This is a genomic window from Paracoccus benzoatiresistens, from assembly GCF_026913015.1.
Lineage (GTDB): Bacteria > Pseudomonadota > Alphaproteobacteria > Rhodobacterales > Rhodobacteraceae > Paracoccus > Paracoccus benzoatiresistens.
Genome location: NZ_JAPTYD010000038.1, coordinates 13323 through 32232 on the forward strand (window position 1 = coordinate 13323; position 18910 = coordinate 32232).

Genomic DNA, 18910 nt, shown 5'->3' on the forward strand with positions numbered 1-18910 from the left:
GACCGGAGCATGCATTATCTCAAGGTCGCGGTCGGCGTGCTGTTCGGCATCGCGGTGTTCCTGTTCCTGGACTATGCGCTGCCGTCCAAGAACACGGTGCGGATCACCAACACCTATAACCGCCTGACCTCGGTCACGGCCTCCAACGCGATCTTCTATGCCTCGGAAAACACCGGAACGGTGGAAAACGCCCAGGGCCAGCGCGACGTGCGCTTCATCGAGACGGTGCGGCCCAACGGCAAGGTCTTCGTTTATCGCAACGAGGATACCGGCTGGATCTGGCCGCCCTATTTCAAATACGACAGCGCCAATCTCCAGGCCGAGGCGACGAACCTGCGGTCGGGCCGCAACGATCCGCAATGGGTCAGCATCACCGCCTATGGCTGGCGGCTGGCTTGGCTGTCCACCTATCCGAACGCCGTCAGCGTCGATACCCTGTCCGACGCGAACGAGCGTCCGCGCAACTGGGCGGCCTCGATCGTCTGCATCGTGTTGCTGGTCCTGCTGGTGCTGATCTGGCGGATGTGGGCGCAGTTCCAGGAACGGGGCTTTGGCTGGCGGAGAAAGGCATGAGCCGCAATCCCGGCACCGACCTGCGCACGGACGCCTTTGCCGAGATCCGCATCAACACGCCCGCCGTCGAACGCCGAGCCGCGACCCTTCCCGCCCGGCGCAGCCTGAAGAAGGATCACCAGGCGGCCTGGCTGCTGAACGCGGTGCGCTGCATCGACCTGACGACGCTGGCAGGCGACGACACGCCCGACCGCGTGGCGCGGCTTTGCGCCAAGGCCCGCCAGCCGATCGCGCCCGACCTGCTGGAGGCGATGGGCGTCGCCGGCCTGACCACCGGCGCGGTCTGCGTCTATCCGACCATGGTGGCGCCTGCGAAACGCGCGCTTGGCAATTCCGGCATCCCGGTTGCCAGCGTCGCCACCGGCTTTCCGGCGGGGTTGATGCCCCTGAACCTGCGGCTGGCCGAGATCCTTTATGCCGTCGAGCATGGCGCGGACGAGATCGACATCGTCATCACCCGCGCCCATGTGCTGCGTGGTGAATGGGCCGCGCTTTACGACGAACTCCGCGCCATGCGCGAGGCCTGCGGGGACGCGAAGATGAAGGCGATCCTGGCGACGGGCGACCTGAAATCGCTGGAGAATGTCGCCCGCGCCAGCCATGTCGCCATGCAGGCGGGGGCGGACTGGATCAAGACCTCGACCGGGAAGGAAGGCGTGAATGCCACCCTGCCCGTGTCGCTGGTCATGTGCCGTGCGATCCGCGACTATCGCGACCAGACGGGCCATGTTGTGGGCTTCAAGCCCGCCGGGGGTCTGCGCACGGCCAAGGACGCGCTGAACTGGCAGGTGCTGATGGCCGAGGAACTGGGCCGCGCCTGGCTGCGCCCGGACCTGTTCCGCATCGGCGCGTCCAGCCTGCTGGGCGATATCGAACGCCAGATCAGCCACCATGTGACAGGCCGCTATGCCGCGGCTTATCGCCAAGCGATTGCCTGAGGTTTCGCATGACCACCGTGAGCGCATTGATGGAAACGATGGAATACGGCCCTTCGGTCGAGGATAGCACTGCGGTGCGCGACTGGCTGGCGCGGCATCGGGCGTTCGGGCATTTCATCGGCGGCCGTTTCACGGAACCCGGCGCGCTGTTCGACAGCCGCGACCCTGCGACTGGAGAGGTTCTGGCGCAGGTCAGCCATGGCAGCGCCGATGACATCGCGGCTGCGGTCGCGGCGGCGCGTGCCGCGCAGCCGGACTGGGCGGCCTTGGCGGGGACCGAGCGGGCGCGGTATCTTTATGCGCTTGCACGGCATGTCCAGAAACGCGAACGCTTTCTGTCGGTGCTGGAAACGCTGGACAACGGCAAGCCGATCCGGGAATCGCGCGACATTGACGTGCCGCTGGTGGCGCGGCATTTCTATCACCATGCAGGTTGGGCGGAACTGCGCGACAGCGCGTTGCCGGGGCATCAGCCGATCGGCGTCTGCGGGCAGATCATCCCGTGGAACTTTCCGCTGCTGATGCTGGCCTGGAAGATCGCCCCGGCCCTTGCGGCGGGCAACACGGTCGTGTTGAAGCCGGCCGAATACACCCCGCTGACTGCCCTCGCCTTTGCCGAGATATGCCAGGAAATCGGCCTGCCCGCGGGTGTCGTGAATATCGTCACGGGCGACGGCGAGACCGGCGCGGCCTTGGTCGCGGCGGAGGTGGACAAGATCGCCTTCACCGGCTCGACCGAGGTGGGGCGCGCGATTGCGGGGCAACTGGCGGGCACGGGCAAGCGCCTGACGCTGGAACTGGGCGGCAAGTCGCCCTTCGTGGTGATGCCAGACGCCGACCTTGACGCGGCGGTCGAGGGCGTCGTGGATTCGATCTGGTTCAACGGGGGCCAGGTCTGCTGCGCCGGATCGCGCATCCTGGTGGCCGAAGCGGTGGCCGAGCGCTTCGAGACGCTTCTGTCGGCCCGCATGGCCCGGCTGCGGGTCGGGTCACCCCTGGACAAATCCGCCGATGTGGGCGCCATCGTCGATCCGATCCAGAAGGACCGCATCCTGTCGATCTGCGCGGCCGCTGTCGATGCGGGGGCGGAACTGGTCGGCGGCGCGGCGGCCCATGGCTGCTTCATCGCACCGGGCTATCTGAAAAACATCGCCCCCGCCAATCCGGGCTTCGAGCAGGAAATCTTCGGTCCCATCGCCACCCTGTCCACCTTCCGCACCGCGGACGAGGCGGTCGAGCTGGCGAACAACACGCGCTATGGGCTGGCCGCCTCGGTCTGGTCGGAAAGCGCGGCGGTGGCGACGGATATCGCGGCCCGCATCAAGGCGGGCGTGGTCTGGATCAACTGCGCCAACCTGTTCGACGCTGCCGCGCCCTTCGGCGGCTATCGTGAAAGCGGCTTCGGTCGCGAGGGCGGACGCGCCGGGATGCTGGATTATCTGGCGGAAGCGCCGGTCGATGCGGCGGATGAACCCGCCGCCGCAGCGCCGGTCGCCACCACCACCGGCAGCGGACACCCGACCGGTCTGGACCGCACGGCCAAGCTTTACATCGGCGGGGCGCAAAAGCGCCCGGACGGCGGGGCCAGCTATGCGGTTCCAGGCGGGCTTGCCCCCTTGGGCAGCCGCAAGGACATCCGCAACGCGGTCGAGGCTGCCGCCAAGGCGGGCAAATGGGCCGCAATGGGCGGCCATGCCCGCGCGCAGGTGCTTTACTACATCGCCGAGAACCTGTCCGCCCGGGCCGAGGAATTCGCCGCCCGCACCAGCAGGGCCGAGGTTGATGCCGCCATCGCCCGCGCCTTCCACTATGCCGCATGGGCGGACAAGTTCGACGGCGCGAATGCGCAGGCGAAGCCCGGCCACCTGCTGAACGTCGTCAACGAACCCTACGGCGTCATGGGCATCGCCTGCCCGAACGCGCAGCCTTTGGCGGGCTTCATGTCGCTGGTCATGCCCGCCATCGCCATGGGCAACCGCGTGGTGGCCATCGCCGCGCAGGACGATCCCTTGGCGGTGACGGATCTGTATCAGGTCTTCGATACCTCGGACCTGCCCGGCGGCGTGGTCAATATCGTGACCGGCCCGCGCGACGATCTGGCAAAGGTGCTGGCCGCGCATGACGAGGTCGCGGCAATGTGGATGGTCGGCGGCGATCCGGCGGCGGTGGAGAAGGCGGCGGGCGGCAACCTCAAGCCCGTCTGGTCGCCCGCGCATCGCAACTGGTGTGGCCCGCAGGCGCAGGGCGAAGTCTTCCTGCGCCATGCCACGCAGGCCAAGACGATCTGGCTGCCCTATGGCGCCCTGCCCGAAGGCACCGGGTCTGCAGCCTATTAGGCGCGCAGGCCCGCAAAGGTCATCGGGTCCAGCGAGGCTTGCGCAAAGGTCGGCCCGCTGACCATCAGGCTGACCGCGTCATGGGAATGCAGCGATTCCTGGTGGCTGGCGACCACCCGGAAATCGCCGAAGCGCGGATCGGCCTGCAGTTCCTGGGCAAAGGCGCGCACCGCATCCTCGACAAAGATCGGGTTCGAGGCATTGAGTTCGGCGAAGGCCTGCTCGTCCTCGCGCTTGACCATCACCTGAGTCTCGGTCGGCACGGCGCGGCGGCAGAGTTCCACCATGTCCTCGAACCAGATCTTGTCCGGACCCGCCATCACCGCCGAGATCCGCGCGATCGACCGCTGCGAATGGGGCGTGGCAAGCCGCGAGCGGGTCTCGCGCGCGTGTTCTGACAGTTCCAGCGAACAAGGGCAGGTCGAGGAATAGACATAGTCGAAGTGCATGATCCGCAGACGCTGGCCCTGGAAGTCCAGCACCTCCATCGCGATGTCGTAATACTGCCAGCCCGACAGGCCCGACCGCAGCGAATCGACGCGGATCGGATAGGAAAACCGCATCTGGATGCGGGCGTCATAGGCATCCAGATCGGCCTGATAGTCGTCCAGCGCGGCTTCCAGCACCTTGAGGCTGAAGGCATGTTCGGAATGGGCATAGAAGGACCGCATGATCCGGGACATGTTGATGCCCTTGCGGTCGGCCTCCAGGCTGACGGTGCCGGTCACGCTGGTCTCCAGGGTGATCTCTCCGCCGTGCCGCCTTTGGTAGCGGATCGGCAGGCGGAAGTTCGAAATGCCCACATGCTGGATCGGGGCGCGAGCGCCGACGATCAGGCTGGCGGGACCGTTCTGCAGATCAGGCAACCCGGCCTTGTAGGCATCATCCACACGGAACCCTGCGTCATATTTGCGCACAAGGGCCGGATAGGCGGGAATCAGCGGGCGTGCTTCGGTCATGGGGGAATCCTTGTTGGCGGATCGCGGCACAATATGGGGGCCGGGCACCGCAATCCAAAGAACAAAATCGGCAGGATGGGCCGCATTCGCGACCCGGGCCAGGCTCAAGGTCAGGCAGCCAGGGCCTGCATCAGGTCGTCGATCAGATCCTGCGCATCCTCAAGCCCGACCGACAGGCGCAGAAGGCCGGGCGTGATGCCCAGATAGGCGCGATCCTCGTCCGACAGGCGCTGGTGGGTGGTGGTGGCGGGATGCGTGACGATGGATTTCGCATCGCCCAGGTTATTCGAGATCCTGACGATTTCCAGCCGGTTCAGCGCGGCAAAGGCCGCGTCCTTCCCGCCCGCGACCTCGACCGCGATCATCGTCCCGCCCGAGCCCATGGCCCGCATCGCCAGATCGTGCTGCGGATGGTCGGCAAGGCCCGGATAGATCACGCGCGACAGCGCCGGATGACCCTGCAGCGCCTGCGCGATCTTCAGCGCGGTATCGGCCTGGGCGCGGACCCGCAGGTCCATCGTCGTCAACCCGTTCAGCATGATCCAGCTGTGGAACGGACTGATCGCGCCGCCGGTATGCTTGAGATAGGGCTCGGCGACCTCCCGCACGAACTGGCGGGTGCCGCAGATCACGCCCGCAAGCGCGCGGCCGCCGCCGTCGATATGCTTGGTCGCGGAATAGACCACCACATCGGCGCCAAGCTCCACCGCCCGCGAAAAGACGGGCGTGGCGAAGACGTTGTCCACCACCACCAGGGCGCCGACCTCGTGCGCCAGGCGGGCGACGCCCTCGATGTCGATCACTTCCAGGGTGGGGTTCGACAGGCTTTCGAAGAACACGGCCCGGGTCCCGGGACGCAAGGCGGCCTTCCACTGGCCCAGGTCGGTGCCATCGACATAGCTGACCTCGACCCCGAACTTCGCCAGCAGATCCAGCACGTAAAGGCAGGATCCGAACAGCGCGCGGGCCGCGACGATGTGATCGCCGGGCTTGCACATGGAAAACAGCGCGCCATTGACGGCCGCCATGCCGCTGGCGGTGGCAAAGGCGTCCTCGGTCCCTTCCAGCGCGGCGATGCGGTCCTCGAACATGCGGCTGGTGGGGTTGCCGTAGCGGGCATAGATGAATTCGTCCGGGCCGGTGCCCTTGAAGCGCGCCTCGGCCTGTTCGGCGCTGTCATAGACGAAGCCCTGCGTCAGGAAGATCGCCTCGGCCATCTCGCCATACTGGCTGCGGCGGATGCCGTGGTGGACGGCTTGCGTGCGCGGGTGAAGCCCCTTGGCTGAACTGTCGCTCATTCCGAATGCCCTCTTCTGACGCCACGGGGGTTAGCGCCCCCGGCACCATGGCGCAAGGGTCATGCCGGCAGCCCGCCGGAACACAAGGGTGCGGCGAAGCTTTCCTTCAGGTAGAAAAGCCTGCGCCACCAGGCAAACGGTCATTTTGACGTTTGCGCAAATGGAAAGTGATTTCAATAAATTGCCGCGAAGCACAGGGTATTGTCCAAATGGACAGGTTGAGCGGGCCGTGGCGCGTCGGTAAGTTGACTAGGCGGTCAAGAAGATCGGATCGCGCAGGAAAGGTCGTCCCTGACTGGACTACGGATATGATGTTGGATCATGCGAATGAATGTCCCGATGTCCTGTCACGGCAATCCCAAAGGGAACAACCTTCCGGCCGCGCCCGGCGCAAGGGAGCGGTTTTGACTGAACGGGACGGCAAGTCCATTTTTGTGTTGGGCCGCGCATCCTCGGCCGCTCCGGTGAACGAACGGCGGATGGATGAGGTGGTCGAGTGTTTGTGTGAGGACCTGCCGGTCTGACCGATCATTGCTCCGATCGGTTGTTTTGTGGGCCGCGTCACCAGTTTTGTTTCATGTAACGGCCTGAACAGCAGCATCGGGGGCGGAGAAATCCGCCCCCTGTTCCATTCAAAGATAGTCGCCGCGCTGCAGGCCGTATTTGGCCATCTTCTCGTTCAGCGTCCGGCGCGGCAGGCACAACTCCTCCATCACGCCGGCGATGCTGCCCTTGTGGCGGCGCATGGTGTTGTCGATCAGCATCTTCTCGAAGCTTTCGACATATTCCTTGAGCGGCTTGCCCTCGGTCGTGGTGGCCTGCTGGTTGTCCTCGCCATCCGCCATCAGAAGCGAGGCGATGCTGCCCGAACCGCGCCGGTTCTGCAGCACGGCGCGTTCGGCCACGTTGATCAGCTGGCGGATGTTGCCCGGCCAGGGCGCCTGCAGCAGCTGGGCCGCTTCCTGCGCGGAAACCTGCGGCGGCTCGCAGCCGTATTCCTCCGAGAACTGCTCGGCCATGCGGGTGAACAGCGACAGGATATCCTCGCCCCGCGCGCGGAGCGGCGGAAGGGTGATCTTCAGCGCCGAGAGGCGATAGAACAGGTCGGGACGCAGCGAATCCTCGGCCCGGCGTCCTTCGCCGCGGGCGTTGGAAATGGCGATGATCCGGGTTTCCGCCGGCGTGCCCTGGTCACTGATGAAGGCCAGCAACCGGGCCTGCAGGGGCTCGGAAAGCGCCTCGATGTCCTCGAGGCAGAGGGTGCCGCCGCGTGCTTCCTCGACGGCGGGAATGCCGTCTTCCAGCGGGCCGAACAGGCGGGCCGACAGCGCATCGTCGCTGTAGGCGGCGCAGGACACGGGCACGAATTTCTTGGTCGCGCGCGGGCCCACGGCATGCAGGGCATGGGCCACAAGGGTCTTGCCGGTTCCGGTCTCGCCGTCGATCAGGACATGCCCGTCGGCCTGGCCCAGATCCAGGATATCCTCGCGCAGGCGCTCCATGACCGGGCTGGTGCCGATCAGCTTGGACATCACCTGCTGGCCTTCGGACAGGTCGCGGCGCAGGGCGCGGTTGTCCAGCGTCATCCGCCGCATCTGCGTGGCCTTCTTGGCAAGCGCCGTCATCTTGTCGGGATTGAAGGGCTTCTCCATGAAATCCATGGCGCCGATCCGCATCGCCTCGACCGCCATGGGCACGTCGCCATGACCGGTGATCAGGATCACGGGCAGGCCCGAATCCAGCCCCATCAGGCGCTTCAGGAAGGCGATGCCGTCCATGCCGGGCATGCGGATGTCGGAGACAACGATGCCGGGCCAGTCGGCGCCGATGACTTTCAGCGCCTCCTCGGCACTGGGATAGGTTTCGGTCTCGAACCCGGACAGGACCAGCCACTGGCTGATCGACTCCCGCATGTCCGGTTCATCGTCGACGATCGCAATCTTCAGTTTGCGGGACATTGATGTCTTTTCCTCTCTCGTCATTCGGCGGCAAGCGTCTGCTGGACCTGCCCCGGCTTCAACAGGGGCAGTTCCACGGCAAAGACGGCGCCGCCTTGATCTTCGTTATGGGCGGTCAGGCGGCCTCCGAAATCGGCCACGATGCTTGACGATATGGCCAGGCCCAAGCCCGTCCCCTCGCCCGGTTTCTTTGTCGTCCAGAACGGCTCGAACAGTTTTTCCAGATCCGAGATGCCCGGTCCGTTGTCGCGCACCAGCACATAGGCGTTGGTGGCGGCCTCGACGATGATCTCGATCCGGGCGTCGCGCTTGTCGCGCACGGCATCGACCGCGTTGCGCAACAGGTTGATGATGACCTGTTCCAGCCGGATGCGGTCGGCCATGACCATCACGCTGCCGCGCGGCAGGTTGCGGGTCACGCGAATCGTTCGGGGCCGCAACTGCGGCTCCATCATGGTCAGGGCGCTGCTGACGGCGGCGCGCAGATCCACGGGCTCGACCGCCTCGCCCCCCTTTCGGGCATAGGATTTCAGCTGCCGGGTGATCGCGCCCATCCGCTCGATCAGGTCGTCGATGCGCTGGAAGCTGGACAGCGCCTCCTCGGCCCGGCCGCGCTGCAGCAACAGCCGCGCGCCCGCCAGATAGGTCTTCATTGCGGCCAAGGGTTGATTGAGTTCATGGCTGACGCCCGCCGACATCTCGCCCAAGGCCGCCAGCTTGGAGCTTTGCTGCACGGTCTGTTCGGCGACGCGCAGCTCTTTCTGCATGCGCTCGCGTTCGGCGATCTCCCGGGTCAGGCGCATGTTCAGCGCGCGCAGGTCAGCCGATTCGCGCATATAGGCCACCGACTGGCTGCGCGCCCGGCGCGACAGAAGATAGAAGGTCCCCGCCAGCAGGATCGCGAAGCCCATGATCTCCAGCGCCAGGACGGCGTTCACCTGTTCCCGGACCGAGGCATAGGTCGTGAAGCTGGTCATCCGCCAGCCGCGAAAGGGGATGCGCGCCTCGGCCTGCATGACGGCGCGGCCCTGGACATAGCCGTCGATCGGCATCGCCGTCCAGTCGGCGGTGACCTGGAAGGCCCGCTGGATCGCCGAGGGGGCGTCGCGCACCGCCAGCGCCTCGGGCATGGTCAGGCCGCGCCATCGTGGTTCGGTCGCCAGGATGATGTTGCCGCCGCTGTCGGTGACGGCCACGGCGTCGGAAATGCCGGCCCAGGACCGTTCCAGCCGCGACAGGTCGGCACCCACGACGATCACGCCCAGTGTCCTGCCATCCGCGATCACGGCGCGGGAATAGGTGAACTCATGGGCGCCCCCGCCCCGGTTGGTCACGGTGAAGACCGTTTCGCTGGATCGCAGCGCCTCGACATAGAAGGGCGCCAGGACATTGTTCGTGCCGATCTGATAGCGGTCGGTGGATCCGACCGTGCGCCCCGAGGCATCCAGAAGCCGGATCGAGGCCGCGCCGATTTCCTTCTGCGCCGCGATCAGCCGGGCCGAGGTGGTCGAGAAATCGTTGCTGTTCAGCGACCCGATCAGCGCCGGGTCGCGCGCCAGCAGCAGCGGCACCACCGCCGTGCGCTGCAGTTCCGACAGCAGGTTGCCGGTATAAAGCGCCAGCCGCAGTTCCGACCGGACGCGGGTGTTTTCGGAAAACCGCGTGGTCAGCCAGGCATTCGTCGTCCAGATCGAAACGATGGCCACCCCGAACACCAGGGCGATCGCGATTCGCAGCCACCACGGATTGCCGGGCTGCGCCAGCCGCGGTCGAAAACGCTCTGACTCGCTGGCGCTGTCCTTTTCCTCGATCACCTATGAAGCCCGGCCATGTTGCACAACTGCCGCACTCTAGGCCCAGAAGCCCCGGTTCTCAAGTCAGGCGTTGACAACGCCGTTCACGAGCGAGCGGAACAGCGCTGCCCCATCGGTGCCGCCAAGGGCGGGATCGGCGGCGCGTTCGGGATGAGGCATCATGCCCAGCACCCGGCGGTTCCCGGACAGGACCCCCGCGATGTCGCCGACCGAGCCGTTGATGGCGGGGGCATAGGTGAAGGCGATGCGGTCCTGGTCCTGCAACCGGGCCAGCCCCTCGGGCGCGATCTGGTAGTTCCCGTCGTGATGGGCGATCGGAATGGTGATCCGCTGGCCCTTGTCATAGCCGGCAGTGAAGTCGCTGTCCGCTGTCACGACATCCAGGACCGCAGGCTTGCACAGGAAGGTCAGCCCAGTGTTGCGCATCAGGGCGCCGGGCAGCAGGCCCAGTTCGGTCAGCACCTGGAAGCCGTTGCAGATGCCCAGGACATAGCCGCCCCGTTCCGCGTGGGCCCGAAGCGCGCCCGCGATCGGCGATTGCGCGGCAATCGCGCCGCAGCGCAGGTAGTCGCCGAATGAGAACCCGCCCGGAACGCCCACCAGATCCGTGCCCTCGGGAAGGGCGTGGTCCTTGTGCCAGACGCGCGTCACCTGCGCGCCCGCCTGTTCCAGCGCCACGGCCAGGTCGCGGTCGCAGTTCGATCCGGGAAAGGTGATGACGGCGGCTTTCATGGGACGACTCCTGTCAAGGGATGACGGCCACATAGCGCAGCCAGGCGCCCGTTGAAAGAGGAAGGCCGGGTTTCCCCGGCCCTTCCCGCATGGCTCAGCTGAGAGCCTTGTTCAGGTACTCGTCGACCTTTTCCAGATAGCCCATGGTGGTCAGCCACTTCTGGTCCGGCCCCACCAGCAGCGCCAGGTCCTTGGTCATGTAGCCATCCTCGACCGCCTGCACGGTGACCTTTTCCAGCGTCTGCGCGAAGTTCAGCAGCGCCGTGTTGTCGTCCAGCTTGGCGCGGTGCTTCAGCCCGCCCGTCCAGGCAAAGATCGATGCGATCGAGTTGGTCGAGGTCTGGTTGCCCTTCTGGTGCTCGCGGTAGTGGCGCGTGACGGTGCCGTGGGCGGCCTCGGCCTCGACGGTCTTTCCATCGGGCGTCATCAGGACCGAAGTCATCAGGCCCAGCGAACCAAAGCCCTGCGCCACGGTGTCCGACTGCACGTCGCCGTCATAGTTCTTGCAGGCCCAGACATAGCCGCCCGACCATTTCAGGCTCGAGGCCACCATGTCGTCGATCAGGCGATGTTCATAGATGATGCCCGCCTTCTTGAACTGGTCGGCGAATTCCGCGTCGAAGACCTCCTGGAACAGATCCTTGAAGCGGCCGTCATAGGCCTTGAGGATGGTGTTCTTGGTCGACAGATAGACCGGATAGCCGCGCTGCAAGCCATAGTTGAAGGACGCCCGGGCGAAGTCGCGGATCGATTCGTCCAGGTTGTACATGGCCATCGCCACGCCCGAGGACGGCGCCTGGAAGACCTCGTGCTCGATCGTCTCGCCATCCTCGCCGACGAACTTGATGGTCAGCTTGCCCTTGCCGGGGAAGCGGAAGTCCGTGGCCTTGTACTGGTCGCCAAAGGCGTGGCGGCCGACGATCACGGGCTTGGTCCAGTGCGGCACCAGGCGCGGGACGTTCTGGCAGATGATCGGTTCGCGGAAGATCACGCCGCCCAGGATGTTGCGGATCGTGCCGTTGGGCGACTTCCACATCTTCTTCAGGCCGAACTCCTCGACGCGCTGTTCGTCGGGGGTGATGGTCGCGCATTTGACGCCGACGCCGTATTGCTTGATCGCGTTGGCCGCGTCGATGGTGATCTGGTCGTCGGTGCGGTCGCGTTCCTCGATGCCCAGGTCGTAGTATTTCAGATCCACGTCCAGATAGGGCAGGATCAACTTCTGCTTGATGAAGTCCCAGATGATCCGGGTCATCTCGTCGCCGTCGAGTTCGACGACGGGGTTATCGACCTTGATCTTTGACATGGGCGGTCCTTTCGGCGTTGAGGTTCGCGTGCCGCTATAGCCGGGAAAGGCTCGGAAGAAAAGATTGTATGCAGCGGTATGCAGCCAGGTTCCCGCGATCCCGGCATCCGCCTGCCCCTTCCACCTACCTGACTGTTTTCAAGTAAAATTTTAGGAAAACCTGCCCCAAACGGCAGGTGACTTCCGGGTCGGCAAGTCTTACAGATGGGGCTGTAGTGTAACGAGTAATCGAGTGTTCCGATGGCGACAGTCAATTGGCTGTGGTTTGGCAACCACGCGCAGGTCAACGCAACCAGCGGCACCCCTTCCACCCATGCCGAGGCAGACCGGATGGCGGGCTACAACGCGGTCGGGACGGCGCAGATCAAGCCCGTGACGATCAGCGGCGACACCCGCACGATCACCGTGGACGGCCAACGGACCGAGGCTTTCGCCACCAGCTACAACGACGACAGCCGTGGCCGTGATGTCACGGACTCGCGGATGACCTATCTGTCCCCGCAGACAGGGGAAAAGGTCGGCACCACCATCACGGGCTTTATGTCGGTCCGCTATCAGTTGACCTTCCCCGACGGCAGCACCACGGAACAGGAAGGCGTGCTGATCCAGATGAAGAACGGCGACATGTTCTTCCGGCCATCCAAGGACGCATTGCCGGAATGGGACGGCATCGACGCGCTGAGGGGGGTCAAAATCCTGTCGGCCGACCCGCTGCCCGAGAATACCTATGTCGCCGTGATCTCGTTCAAGCCGACGATCCACGACCTGCCGATCACCTGTTTTACCAGCGGCACTCTGATCGCCACCGCCGCCGGGGATCGCCCGGTCCAGGATATCCGGGTCGGCGATCTGGTCGTGACCCGCGACAACGGATTGCAGCCCGTCCGCTGGATGGGCCGCCGCCATGTCACCGCGGCCGAGATCGCGGCGCACCCTGCCCTGGCGCCGGTCCGCATCGCCGCAGGGGCGCTTGGCCGGGGCCTGCCCGCGCAGGATCTGCTGGTTTCGCAGCAGCATCGGGTGCTGGTGCGGTCGGCCATCGCCGCGCGGATGTTCGGGGCCCAGGAACTGCTGGTCGCCGCCAAGCACCTGACCGAGATCGAGGGCATCGACATCGTCCAGGGTTCCGAGGGCGTCACCTATGTCCACATGATGTTCGCCGCGCACGAAGTCGTCCTGTCGAATGGCGCGGAAACCGAATCCCTTTACCCCGGCCCCCAAGCCCTGCTGGCGCTTGGCCGCGCCGCCGAGGAGATTTTCACGCTGTTCCCGCAACTGCGCGACACTGTCGAGGCCTTTCCCGGCGCCCGCCCCTTCGTGGCCGGAAAGCAGGCGCGGCAACTGGCGTCACGGCACGCGGCGAACCAGAAACCCCTGGCAAGCTGATCAGGCGAAGAAGGCCTGCACCTCGACGCGCAGCCATTGCCACAAGGCCGGCGCGCCCAGGGCAACCTTGCGGCCCACGCGGGTCTCGATGTCGTCGAAGGTCACGCCATAATCGACCCAGCCCACCCCGCCCGACCGCAGGTTCTGGATCACCGGCTGGCAGCGATCGAGCGCCTTGGCGAAGACCGCATCCGGGGTGGCGGCAGCCTCGAATTCCTGCCACAGTGCCAAAAATTCCCGCGCTTGCGCGTCGGGCAGCAGGCCGAAGATGCGCCGGGCGGCGGCAGCCTCGGCCGCCTGGATCTCGGCCGAGCCATGGGCCTGGCCCGCGGCGGAATGCAGCGGCACGTCGCCTACGTCGATCTCGACCAGGTCATGGATCAGCAGCATGCGGATGACCCGGTCGGGGTTCACGCCCGGTGCCGCCAGATCGGCGAAGGCCAGGGCGTAAAGCGCCAGGTGCCAGCTGTGTTCGGCGCTGTTCTCGCGCCGCGAACCGTCGATCAGCAGGTTGGCGCGGATCACCGCCTTCAGCGCGTCCGCTTCGGCCAGGAAGCGCAGGCGGCGGGCAAGGTCGCTGTCGCGCGGGGGCGTTCCGGCCAGCATGGCGCCCGCCCAATCCATCGCCTCGGGCCATTCGGCAGCCAGCCGGGCGGCCCGCCCGCTGCCCATGTTGTCGCGAACAATGGCGACGTGATCCGCCAGGGGCTGCGGCGCCAGCAGCACCTGGAACAGCGGCTGGCTGTGATCCATGCGCTTGGCCATGACCGCGTCGGGCGTGGTGCCGGCCTCGAACTCCAGCCACAGGGCCATCAGTTCGTCGGCATGGGGCGACAGGCCGAAGATGCGGGCAGCCGCCTGCGCCTCGGCCCGGGCCAGGGCGCCTGCATCGTGGTCCAGGTGGATCGGCTGGTCGCCCGTGTCGATTTCCACCAGGTCATGGACCAGCAGCATCCGGATCGCCCGGTCGGACGCGCCGAAGACCATGGCCTGCAGGGCGACGTGCCAGCTGTGTTCGGCGCTGTTTTCGGACCGCGACAGGTCCATCAGCACATTGGCCCGGCTGACCGATTTCAGTCGGTCAGCCTCGGCCAGAAAGGCGAACTGGCGGGCGATGCGGTCCGCCATCCCGCCCTAGCGCGTGGTTTCCGTCAGGCGCCGCCGCACGTAATCCTGCACCAGGTCGATCATCGGCTTCATGTGCAGCTCATCGTCGCGGAAGAAGTGGTCGGCGCCCTCGATTTCCTTGTGGGTGATGGTGATGCCCTTCTGCTCGCGCAGCTTGCCGACAAGGGCATGCGTGTCCTTGGGCGGCGCCACGCGGTCGGCGGTGCCGTTCACGATCAGCCCCGACGACGGGCAAGGCGCCAGGAAGCTGAAGTCGTACATGTTCGCGGGCGGGGCCACGCTGATGAAGCCCGTGATCTCGGGGCGGCGCATCAGCAGCTGCATCCCGATCCAGGCGCCGAAGCTGAAGCCCGCGACCCAGCAATGCTTGCTGTTCGGGTTCATCGCCTGCAGGTAGTCCAGCGCCGATGCGGCATCCGACAACTCGCCGATGCCCTGGTCGAATTCGCCCTGGCTGCGCCCCACGCCGCGGAAGTTGAACCGCATCACCGTGAAGCCCAGCTTGTGGAAGGCATAGTGCAGGTTATAGACGACGCGGTTGTTCATCGTCCCGCCATACTGCGGATGCGGGTGCAGGACGATGGCAAGGGGGGCGTCGGGCTTGCCCGGTTGGGGGTGATAGCGGCCCTCGAGCCGCCCTTCGGGGCCGGGAAAAATCAGCTCTGGCATCGTCTTCCTTCGAAGCTACGGGTTTCTTGACGCATCTGCATGGCGCTTTTAGACCGCTATCTGGTATGCCGACGCGGATTGCGCAAGAAACGGACTGGGGCGGCATAGCGTGCAAGCGCGCGCGTCGTCAATCCGACGCCACCGCCTGAAAGGAGCCAGCAGATGAAACTGTCCACCAAGGGACGCTATGCGATCATCGCCCTTGTCGACCTGGCCACCGCCAAGGGCAGCGACCTGACCTCTCTGGCCGAGATCTCGTCGCGCCAGGACATCTCCCTGCCCTATCTGGAACAACTGTTCGTGCGGCTGCGGCGCGCCGGGCTTGTCGCCTCGGTCCGCGGTCCCGGTGGGGGATACCGGCTGGCCCGCGCGCCCGAGACGATTCGCATCTCCGAGATCTTGGAGGCCGTCGATGAAACCGTCAGCGCCATGCATATCGGCGCGGGCGCATCGGGCGGGGTGTCGGGATCGCGGGCGCAGACGCTGTCGAACCGGCTGTGGGAAAGCCTGTCGGCGCATGTCTATGTGTTCCTGCACAACCATTCGCTGGCCGACGTGGCCCGGAACCAGCTGCTGCCCTGCCCCGCCCTGCCCCAGATCCTCAGCGTCGTGGACGATTGAGGACGCAAAGAAAAACGCGGCCCCGAAGGGCCGCGTTCGGATGGAAATCGCCTGCGATCAGAAGCGGTACGATGCCCGCACCTGAACCAGGTCGGTATCCAGGTCGATGCCGTCGGCAATCACGTCCGAAAAGTCGCTGCGGCTGTATTCCGCGCCGACCGAGAAGTTCTCGGTGAGCAGGTATTCGGCACCCAGACCATAGGTGATGCCGGTTTCCGAAAAGTCCCCTGCATCGTCATCGGCCGAAATATGGGCAGCGCCCAGGGTCACGTAGGGCTGGAACTTGCCCATGTCGTAACCGGCGCGGGCGCGCAGACGCCACAGGTCGGCATCCGCATCGACTTCGTCCAGATCGGCCTTGTTGTAGTCCAGTTCGGCACCGGCGATCAGCTTGCCGAAGTCGCGCAGGTAGCCGGCATGGACACCATAGCCGTCGTAGTCGCTGTCACCCAGACCGTCGGACAGCTCGGCATTGCCCTTGCCATACTGCAGACCGGCATAGAAGCCGGTCCAGTCGGTGCCAGCCTCAACCGGGACAACGGGCGCAACCACGGGGGCAGTCTCGACGACCGGGGCCACATAGCCGCCAGCGAATGAGGCCGAGGCCGCCAGCGAGGCAGCAACCGTAAGCGCAACGAATTTCATAGGGTAGTCTCCTTCTAGTCAGTGGGGCCTAGATATGCCGGGCCGACGACATTGCCAGAGCATGATTGCACACACTGCAAAAACTGTTGCAAGATTGCGACGCTATCGAGAAAGTGATTGATCTGAAAAGAAAAGACGCAGCAAGGGCCAAGGCGGCCTCTCACCGCAGGAATGCTTTTGAAAATCGGGCAACCGGGTGCAAGCTGCACCAATGTCGCGTCGTCATCAAAGCTGGTGCTTCCTTGGACAGTTTCATTGCCGTCAGTTCATTCGACATCACCAAGGCGAACCAGGAGACGACTTATCGTTGCGACGTGCATGACGCATCGGGGCGGCGCGAGTTGCGCTATGTCGTCTCGAGCACGACGGGCCATCGGAAACCCAGCGAGACGGCCAACTGGGCTGCCATGGCGCTGTTGCTTCCAGCCATGCTGTCCGGCAAGGCGCTGAACATCCAGGGCAGTGTTTCGGCGCTGCTGCTGCATTTTCTGCGCAGCGATCTTCAGGATCTGCTCATGCACTTCAACAGCAGCTTGAAGCGAATCGACGTCGAGGCCGACATTGCCCCTGCCGAAGGCCGGTCCTGTGGGGCGTTGCGCGTGGGCACGGGGTTCTCCGCAGGCATCGACAGCTTTTCCGCGCTGCGCAGCTTTCGCCAATCCGGCGTCTCGGCCTGCCTCGACGTGACGGATCTGATGACCTTCGGCGTCGGAGCCTTCGGGGAAAGCGGCGGCCGCGGGACCGAGGAAGCCTTCACCAAAGCCGCGGCACGTACCGCCGCTTACGCCCAGGAACTTGGTGTGGAGGCCCATTCCGTGCGCAGCAACCTGACCCATTTCTACGATCGTTCGCAGGGTCTGGGCTTCACCCGCACCCACACCCTGCGCAACGCCTCTGCCGCAAGCCTTTTCGAGCGCGAGCTGGACATCTATCTCTATGCGTCAGCCTTCGCCTATCCGGAACTGGACCTCACGGCGACAGACTACATGGGTCATCTGGACCCGGTGCTTCTGCCGCTGTTGTCCACGACCGATCTGCGCTTCATCTCAGCCGGCGCGGGCAGCGATCGCATCCGGAAAACCGAGCTTCTGGCCGATGACACAGTCGCGCAAGGATTGCTGGACGTTTGCGTCACGCCGCCTTTGAAGCGCGCTGCCATGGTCGGGCCGGGCAGGAACTGTTCGCAATGCTGGAAGTGCTATCGCACGATGCTGACGCTTGACGCGCTTGGAAAGCTCGAGCGGTTCGCCGCCATATTCGATCTGGAATACTATCATCAGAACAAGGCGGGCGTGCTTCGGACCCTCAGGCAACGTGGACAGAAAGGATCGAAGCTCGACAAGGCGGCAGTGGATCTTTATCTGGCCAGTCCCGCTTGCAACCACCCTTCCGCCCACCAGATGGTGCGCTGACGGTGCCGGCTCCCTTGCTTCGGGTGCCCAATCCCAGACGCGAACGTGACCTCAGGCCCGCTGCCCGAAGGAAGGGCGGGTCAGATGCGGCGGCGCCCTGGCCAGCCTTTTATTTGATGAACAGGTGGAGCGCTCTCTGGGAACGGCCGCCTCAGACCGGAAGCCGGCGCCGGTCCCAGGTGACACCGGTGCGGATGACCTTGGCGGGTGATCCTGCCGCGATACAGTTCGGGGGAATGACGCCCCGCACCATTGACCCGGCGCCGATGACCGAATGGCTGCCGATCACCGATCCCTTCAGGATCGTTGACTGCCGGCCAACCCAGACGTGATCGCCGATCGTGATCGGCTTGCAGGGGTTGATCCGCTTGCCCGAGGCCACGTCGAGGATGGAATGGTTGTCGCTGCTGTCCATCCAGATACCCCCGGAAAACATGCAGTCCCGGCCAATGATGATCTGGGAGGATTCGTGCATGTGCAGCATCAGCTGCATCGCAGTGGTGCCTTCGCCAATCTCGATGGAGCCGTCGTTGCACCGGATCACGATCTGGCCCGCGATCTTGCACCTGGCCCCTATCTTGATCGTGTTGCGATGGCCGTCGACGAAGATTCGCCTGACCCGCGCATCGTCACCCAGGGAAATGACGTTATCCTGTCCATTGTCGACAAGATCCCCGGCACCCTTAAGCTGCTGCGTCATTCCTGAAAGTCTCTCGCCAAAGGTCAGTCATTCATCCGCCGAGATCGGGGCCATACTGTCCTTCAGGGAACCATGGTAGCGGAGGAGCGTTCCGCCGCGATCCCCCCCATTTTGTGGGGGCGTGTCGCAGCATGAAGTCCGGCCCATCCCACACTTCAGGAGAGCCCATGACTGACGCGCTGCCGGACTATTTCTGGAAACGGGGTGACAATCCCGCCATTGACGACGACCTGATGGAACAATGGCTGTCAGCAGTCGTGAAATGTCCCGGCCTGACAGGGTCTCGGCTGCTCGCCACGATGGAGAAACTGGTGTCCCACATGTCTGGCGGCAAGCGTGTAGTCGTCCTTCACGACTAACTAGGGTGTGTTGACGTTCACCGGAGTCGGATGACGGTTGCGGCGAGAGCAATGAAGGCGCTGAAACTTTCATCAG

At 65.0% G+C, this 18910-nt stretch carries 18 protein-coding genes; 8 read left to right on the plus strand and 10 right to left on the minus strand.

The window, feature by feature from the left end; all coding sequences use genetic code 11:
- The first annotated feature begins 9 nt into the window (after window positions 1-9).
- From OU682_RS17720 to OU682_RS17730, 3 genes are read left to right on the plus strand one after another with little or no spacing between them, the layout of a single operon-like run.
- Complete coding sequence (locus tag OU682_RS17720) at window positions 10-573, plus strand: DUF1523 family protein (RefSeq protein WP_268943524.1); 564 nt, start codon at window positions 10-12, stop codon at window positions 571-573.
- Window positions 570-1511 (plus strand): deoxyribose-phosphate aldolase, encoded by a 942-nt coding sequence (gene deoC / locus OU682_RS17725; RefSeq protein ID WP_268943525.1) that lies wholly within the window; start codon window positions 570-572, stop codon window positions 1509-1511. The genes OU682_RS17720 and deoC overlap by 4 nt, the downstream gene beginning before the upstream one ends.
- 8 nt (window positions 1512-1519) lie before the next feature.
- Window positions 1520-3847: an aldehyde dehydrogenase family protein gene (locus OU682_RS17730; protein WP_268943526.1), complete on the plus strand. Its 2328-nt coding sequence runs from the start codon at window positions 1520-1522 to the stop codon at window positions 3845-3847.
- Here OU682_RS17730 and folE2 read toward each other — a convergent pair.
- The 6 genes from folE2 to OU682_RS17760 form a co-directional block, all read right to left on the minus strand.
- Complete coding sequence (folE2, locus tag OU682_RS17735) at window positions 3844-4860, minus strand: GTP cyclohydrolase FolE2 (protein ID WP_371832268.1); 1017 nt, start codon at window positions 4858-4860, stop codon at window positions 3844-3846. The two genes, OU682_RS17730 and folE2, sit on opposite strands and share 4 nt — an antisense overlap.
- Window positions 4861-4916: 56 nt before the next feature.
- Complete coding sequence (metZ, locus tag OU682_RS17740) at window positions 4917-6104, minus strand: O-succinylhomoserine sulfhydrylase (RefSeq protein ID WP_268943528.1); 1188 nt, start codon at window positions 6102-6104, stop codon at window positions 4917-4919.
- A gap of 632 nt (window positions 6105-6736) precedes the next feature.
- Window positions 6737-8062 carry a sigma-54-dependent transcriptional regulator gene (locus OU682_RS17745; protein ID WP_268943529.1) on the minus strand — a complete coding sequence of 442 codons (1326 nt, stop codon included), beginning with the start codon at window positions 8060-8062 and terminating at the stop codon, window positions 6737-6739.
- Between the two features lie 20 nt (window positions 8063-8082).
- On the minus strand, window positions 8083-9798 hold the full coding sequence (locus OU682_RS17750) for an ATP-binding protein (protein ID WP_268943545.1): 1716 nt from the start codon (window positions 9796-9798) through the stop codon (window positions 8083-8085).
- 141 nt (window positions 9799-9939) lie between these two features.
- Window positions 9940-10608 (minus strand): phosphoribosylformylglycinamidine synthase subunit PurQ, encoded by a 669-nt coding sequence (gene purQ / locus OU682_RS17755; RefSeq protein ID WP_268943530.1) that lies wholly within the window; start codon window positions 10606-10608, stop codon window positions 9940-9942.
- Window positions 10609-10702: 94 nt separating this feature from the next.
- Complete coding sequence (locus OU682_RS17760) at window positions 10703-11914, minus strand: NADP-dependent isocitrate dehydrogenase (RefSeq protein ID WP_268943531.1); 1212 nt, start codon at window positions 11912-11914, stop codon at window positions 10703-10705.
- A gap of 240 nt (window positions 11915-12154) precedes the next feature.
- On the opposite strand from OU682_RS17760, the gene OU682_RS17765 reads away from it, so the two are divergent.
- Window positions 12155-13300 carry a Hint domain-containing protein gene (locus OU682_RS17765; RefSeq protein ID WP_268943532.1) on the plus strand — a complete coding sequence of 382 codons (1146 nt, stop codon included), beginning with the start codon at window positions 12155-12157 and terminating at the stop codon, window positions 13298-13300.
- Here the strand turns inward: OU682_RS17765 and OU682_RS17770 are convergent, their stop codons facing one another.
- Both OU682_RS17770 and OU682_RS17775 read right to left on the minus strand, forming a co-directional pair.
- Window positions 13301-14428, minus strand: coding sequence for an HD domain-containing protein (locus OU682_RS17770; RefSeq protein ID WP_268943533.1), 1128 nt, complete (start codon window positions 14426-14428; stop codon window positions 13301-13303). It abuts the gene before it with no gap.
- Window positions 14429-14434: 6 nt separating this feature from the next.
- Window positions 14435-15097, minus strand: coding sequence for an alpha/beta hydrolase (locus tag OU682_RS17775; protein WP_268943534.1), 663 nt, complete (start codon window positions 15095-15097; stop codon window positions 14435-14437).
- A 162-nt stretch (window positions 15098-15259) separates the two neighbouring features.
- Between OU682_RS17775 and iscR the strand changes: the two genes are divergently transcribed.
- Window positions 15260-15718 (plus strand): Fe-S cluster assembly transcriptional regulator IscR, encoded by a 459-nt coding sequence (gene iscR / locus OU682_RS17780; protein ID WP_268943535.1) that lies wholly within the window; start codon window positions 15260-15262, stop codon window positions 15716-15718.
- Window positions 15719-15775: 57 nt separating this feature from the next.
- Here the strand turns inward: iscR and OU682_RS17785 are convergent, their stop codons facing one another.
- Entirely contained in the window at window positions 15776-16363 is a 588-nt protein-coding gene (locus OU682_RS17785; protein WP_268943537.1) for an outer membrane protein, read from the minus strand.
- Window positions 16364-16428: 65 nt separating this feature from the next.
- Between OU682_RS17785 and OU682_RS17790 the strand changes: the two genes are divergently transcribed.
- Complete coding sequence (locus OU682_RS17790; protein WP_268943539.1) at window positions 16429-17775, plus strand: hypothetical protein; 1347 nt, start codon at window positions 16429-16431, stop codon at window positions 17773-17775.
- Between the two features lie 151 nt (window positions 17776-17926).
- Here OU682_RS17790 and OU682_RS17795 read toward each other — a convergent pair whose 3' ends face one another.
- Window positions 17927-18268, minus strand: coding sequence for an acyltransferase (locus OU682_RS17795; protein ID WP_268943541.1), 342 nt, complete (start codon window positions 18266-18268; stop codon window positions 17927-17929).
- Between OU682_RS17795 and OU682_RS17800 the strand changes: the two genes are divergently transcribed.
- Entirely contained in the window at window positions 18251-18481 is a 231-nt protein-coding gene (locus OU682_RS17800; protein WP_268943542.1) for a hypothetical protein, read from the plus strand. The two genes, OU682_RS17795 and OU682_RS17800, sit on opposite strands and share 18 nt — an antisense overlap.
- Before the next feature lie 161 nt (window positions 18482-18642).
- On the plus strand, window positions 18643-18834 hold the full coding sequence (locus OU682_RS17805) for a hypothetical protein (RefSeq protein WP_268943543.1): 192 nt from the start codon (window positions 18643-18645) through the stop codon (window positions 18832-18834).
- Window positions 18835-18910: the final 76 nt, after the last annotated feature.

Excerpts from the sequence above, each read along its gene's own strand:
- OU682_RS17730 (WP_268943526.1), top strand. The coding sequence starts at position 1,520 with ATGACCACCGTGAGCGCATTGATGGAAACGATGGAATACGGCCCTTCG.
- purQ (WP_268943530.1), bottom strand. The coding sequence starts at position 10,608 with ATGAAAGCCGCCGTCATCACCTTTCCCGGATCGAACTGCGACCGCGAC.
- deoC (WP_268943525.1), top strand. The coding sequence starts at position 570 with ATGAGCCGCAATCCCGGCACCGACCTGCGCACGGACGCCTTTGCCGAG.
- OU682_RS17805 (WP_268943543.1), top strand. The coding sequence starts at position 18,643 with ATGACTGACGCGCTGCCGGACTATTTCTGGAAACGGGGTGACAATCCC.
- OU682_RS17775 (WP_268943534.1), bottom strand. The coding sequence starts at position 15,097 with ATGCCAGAGCTGATTTTTCCCGGCCCCGAAGGGCGGCTCGAGGGCCGC.
- OU682_RS17745 (WP_268943529.1), bottom strand. The coding sequence starts at position 8,062 with ATGTCCCGCAAACTGAAGATTGCGATCGTCGACGATGAACCGGACATG.
- OU682_RS17720 (WP_268943524.1), top strand. The coding sequence starts at position 10 with ATGCATTATCTCAAGGTCGCGGTCGGCGTGCTGTTCGGCATCGCGGTG.
- iscR (WP_268943535.1), top strand. The coding sequence starts at position 15,260 with ATGAAACTGTCCACCAAGGGACGCTATGCGATCATCGCCCTTGTCGAC.
- OU682_RS17760 (WP_268943531.1), bottom strand. The coding sequence starts at position 11,914 with ATGTCAAAGATCAAGGTCGATAACCCCGTCGTCGAACTCGACGGCGAC.
- OU682_RS17785 (WP_268943537.1), bottom strand. The coding sequence starts at position 16,363 with ATGAAATTCGTTGCGCTTACGGTTGCTGCCTCGCTGGCGGCCTCGGCC.
- OU682_RS17765 (WP_268943532.1), top strand. The coding sequence starts at position 12,155 with ATGGCGACAGTCAATTGGCTGTGGTTTGGCAACCACGCGCAGGTCAAC.
- OU682_RS17795 (WP_268943541.1), bottom strand. The coding sequence starts at position 18,268 with ATGCAGCTGATGCTGCACATGCACGAATCCTCCCAGATCATCATTGGC.
- OU682_RS17770 (WP_268943533.1), bottom strand. The coding sequence starts at position 14,428 with ATGGCGGACCGCATCGCCCGCCAGTTCGCCTTTCTGGCCGAGGCTGAC.
- metZ (WP_268943528.1), bottom strand. The coding sequence starts at position 6,104 with ATGAGCGACAGTTCAGCCAAGGGGCTTCACCCGCGCACGCAAGCCGTC.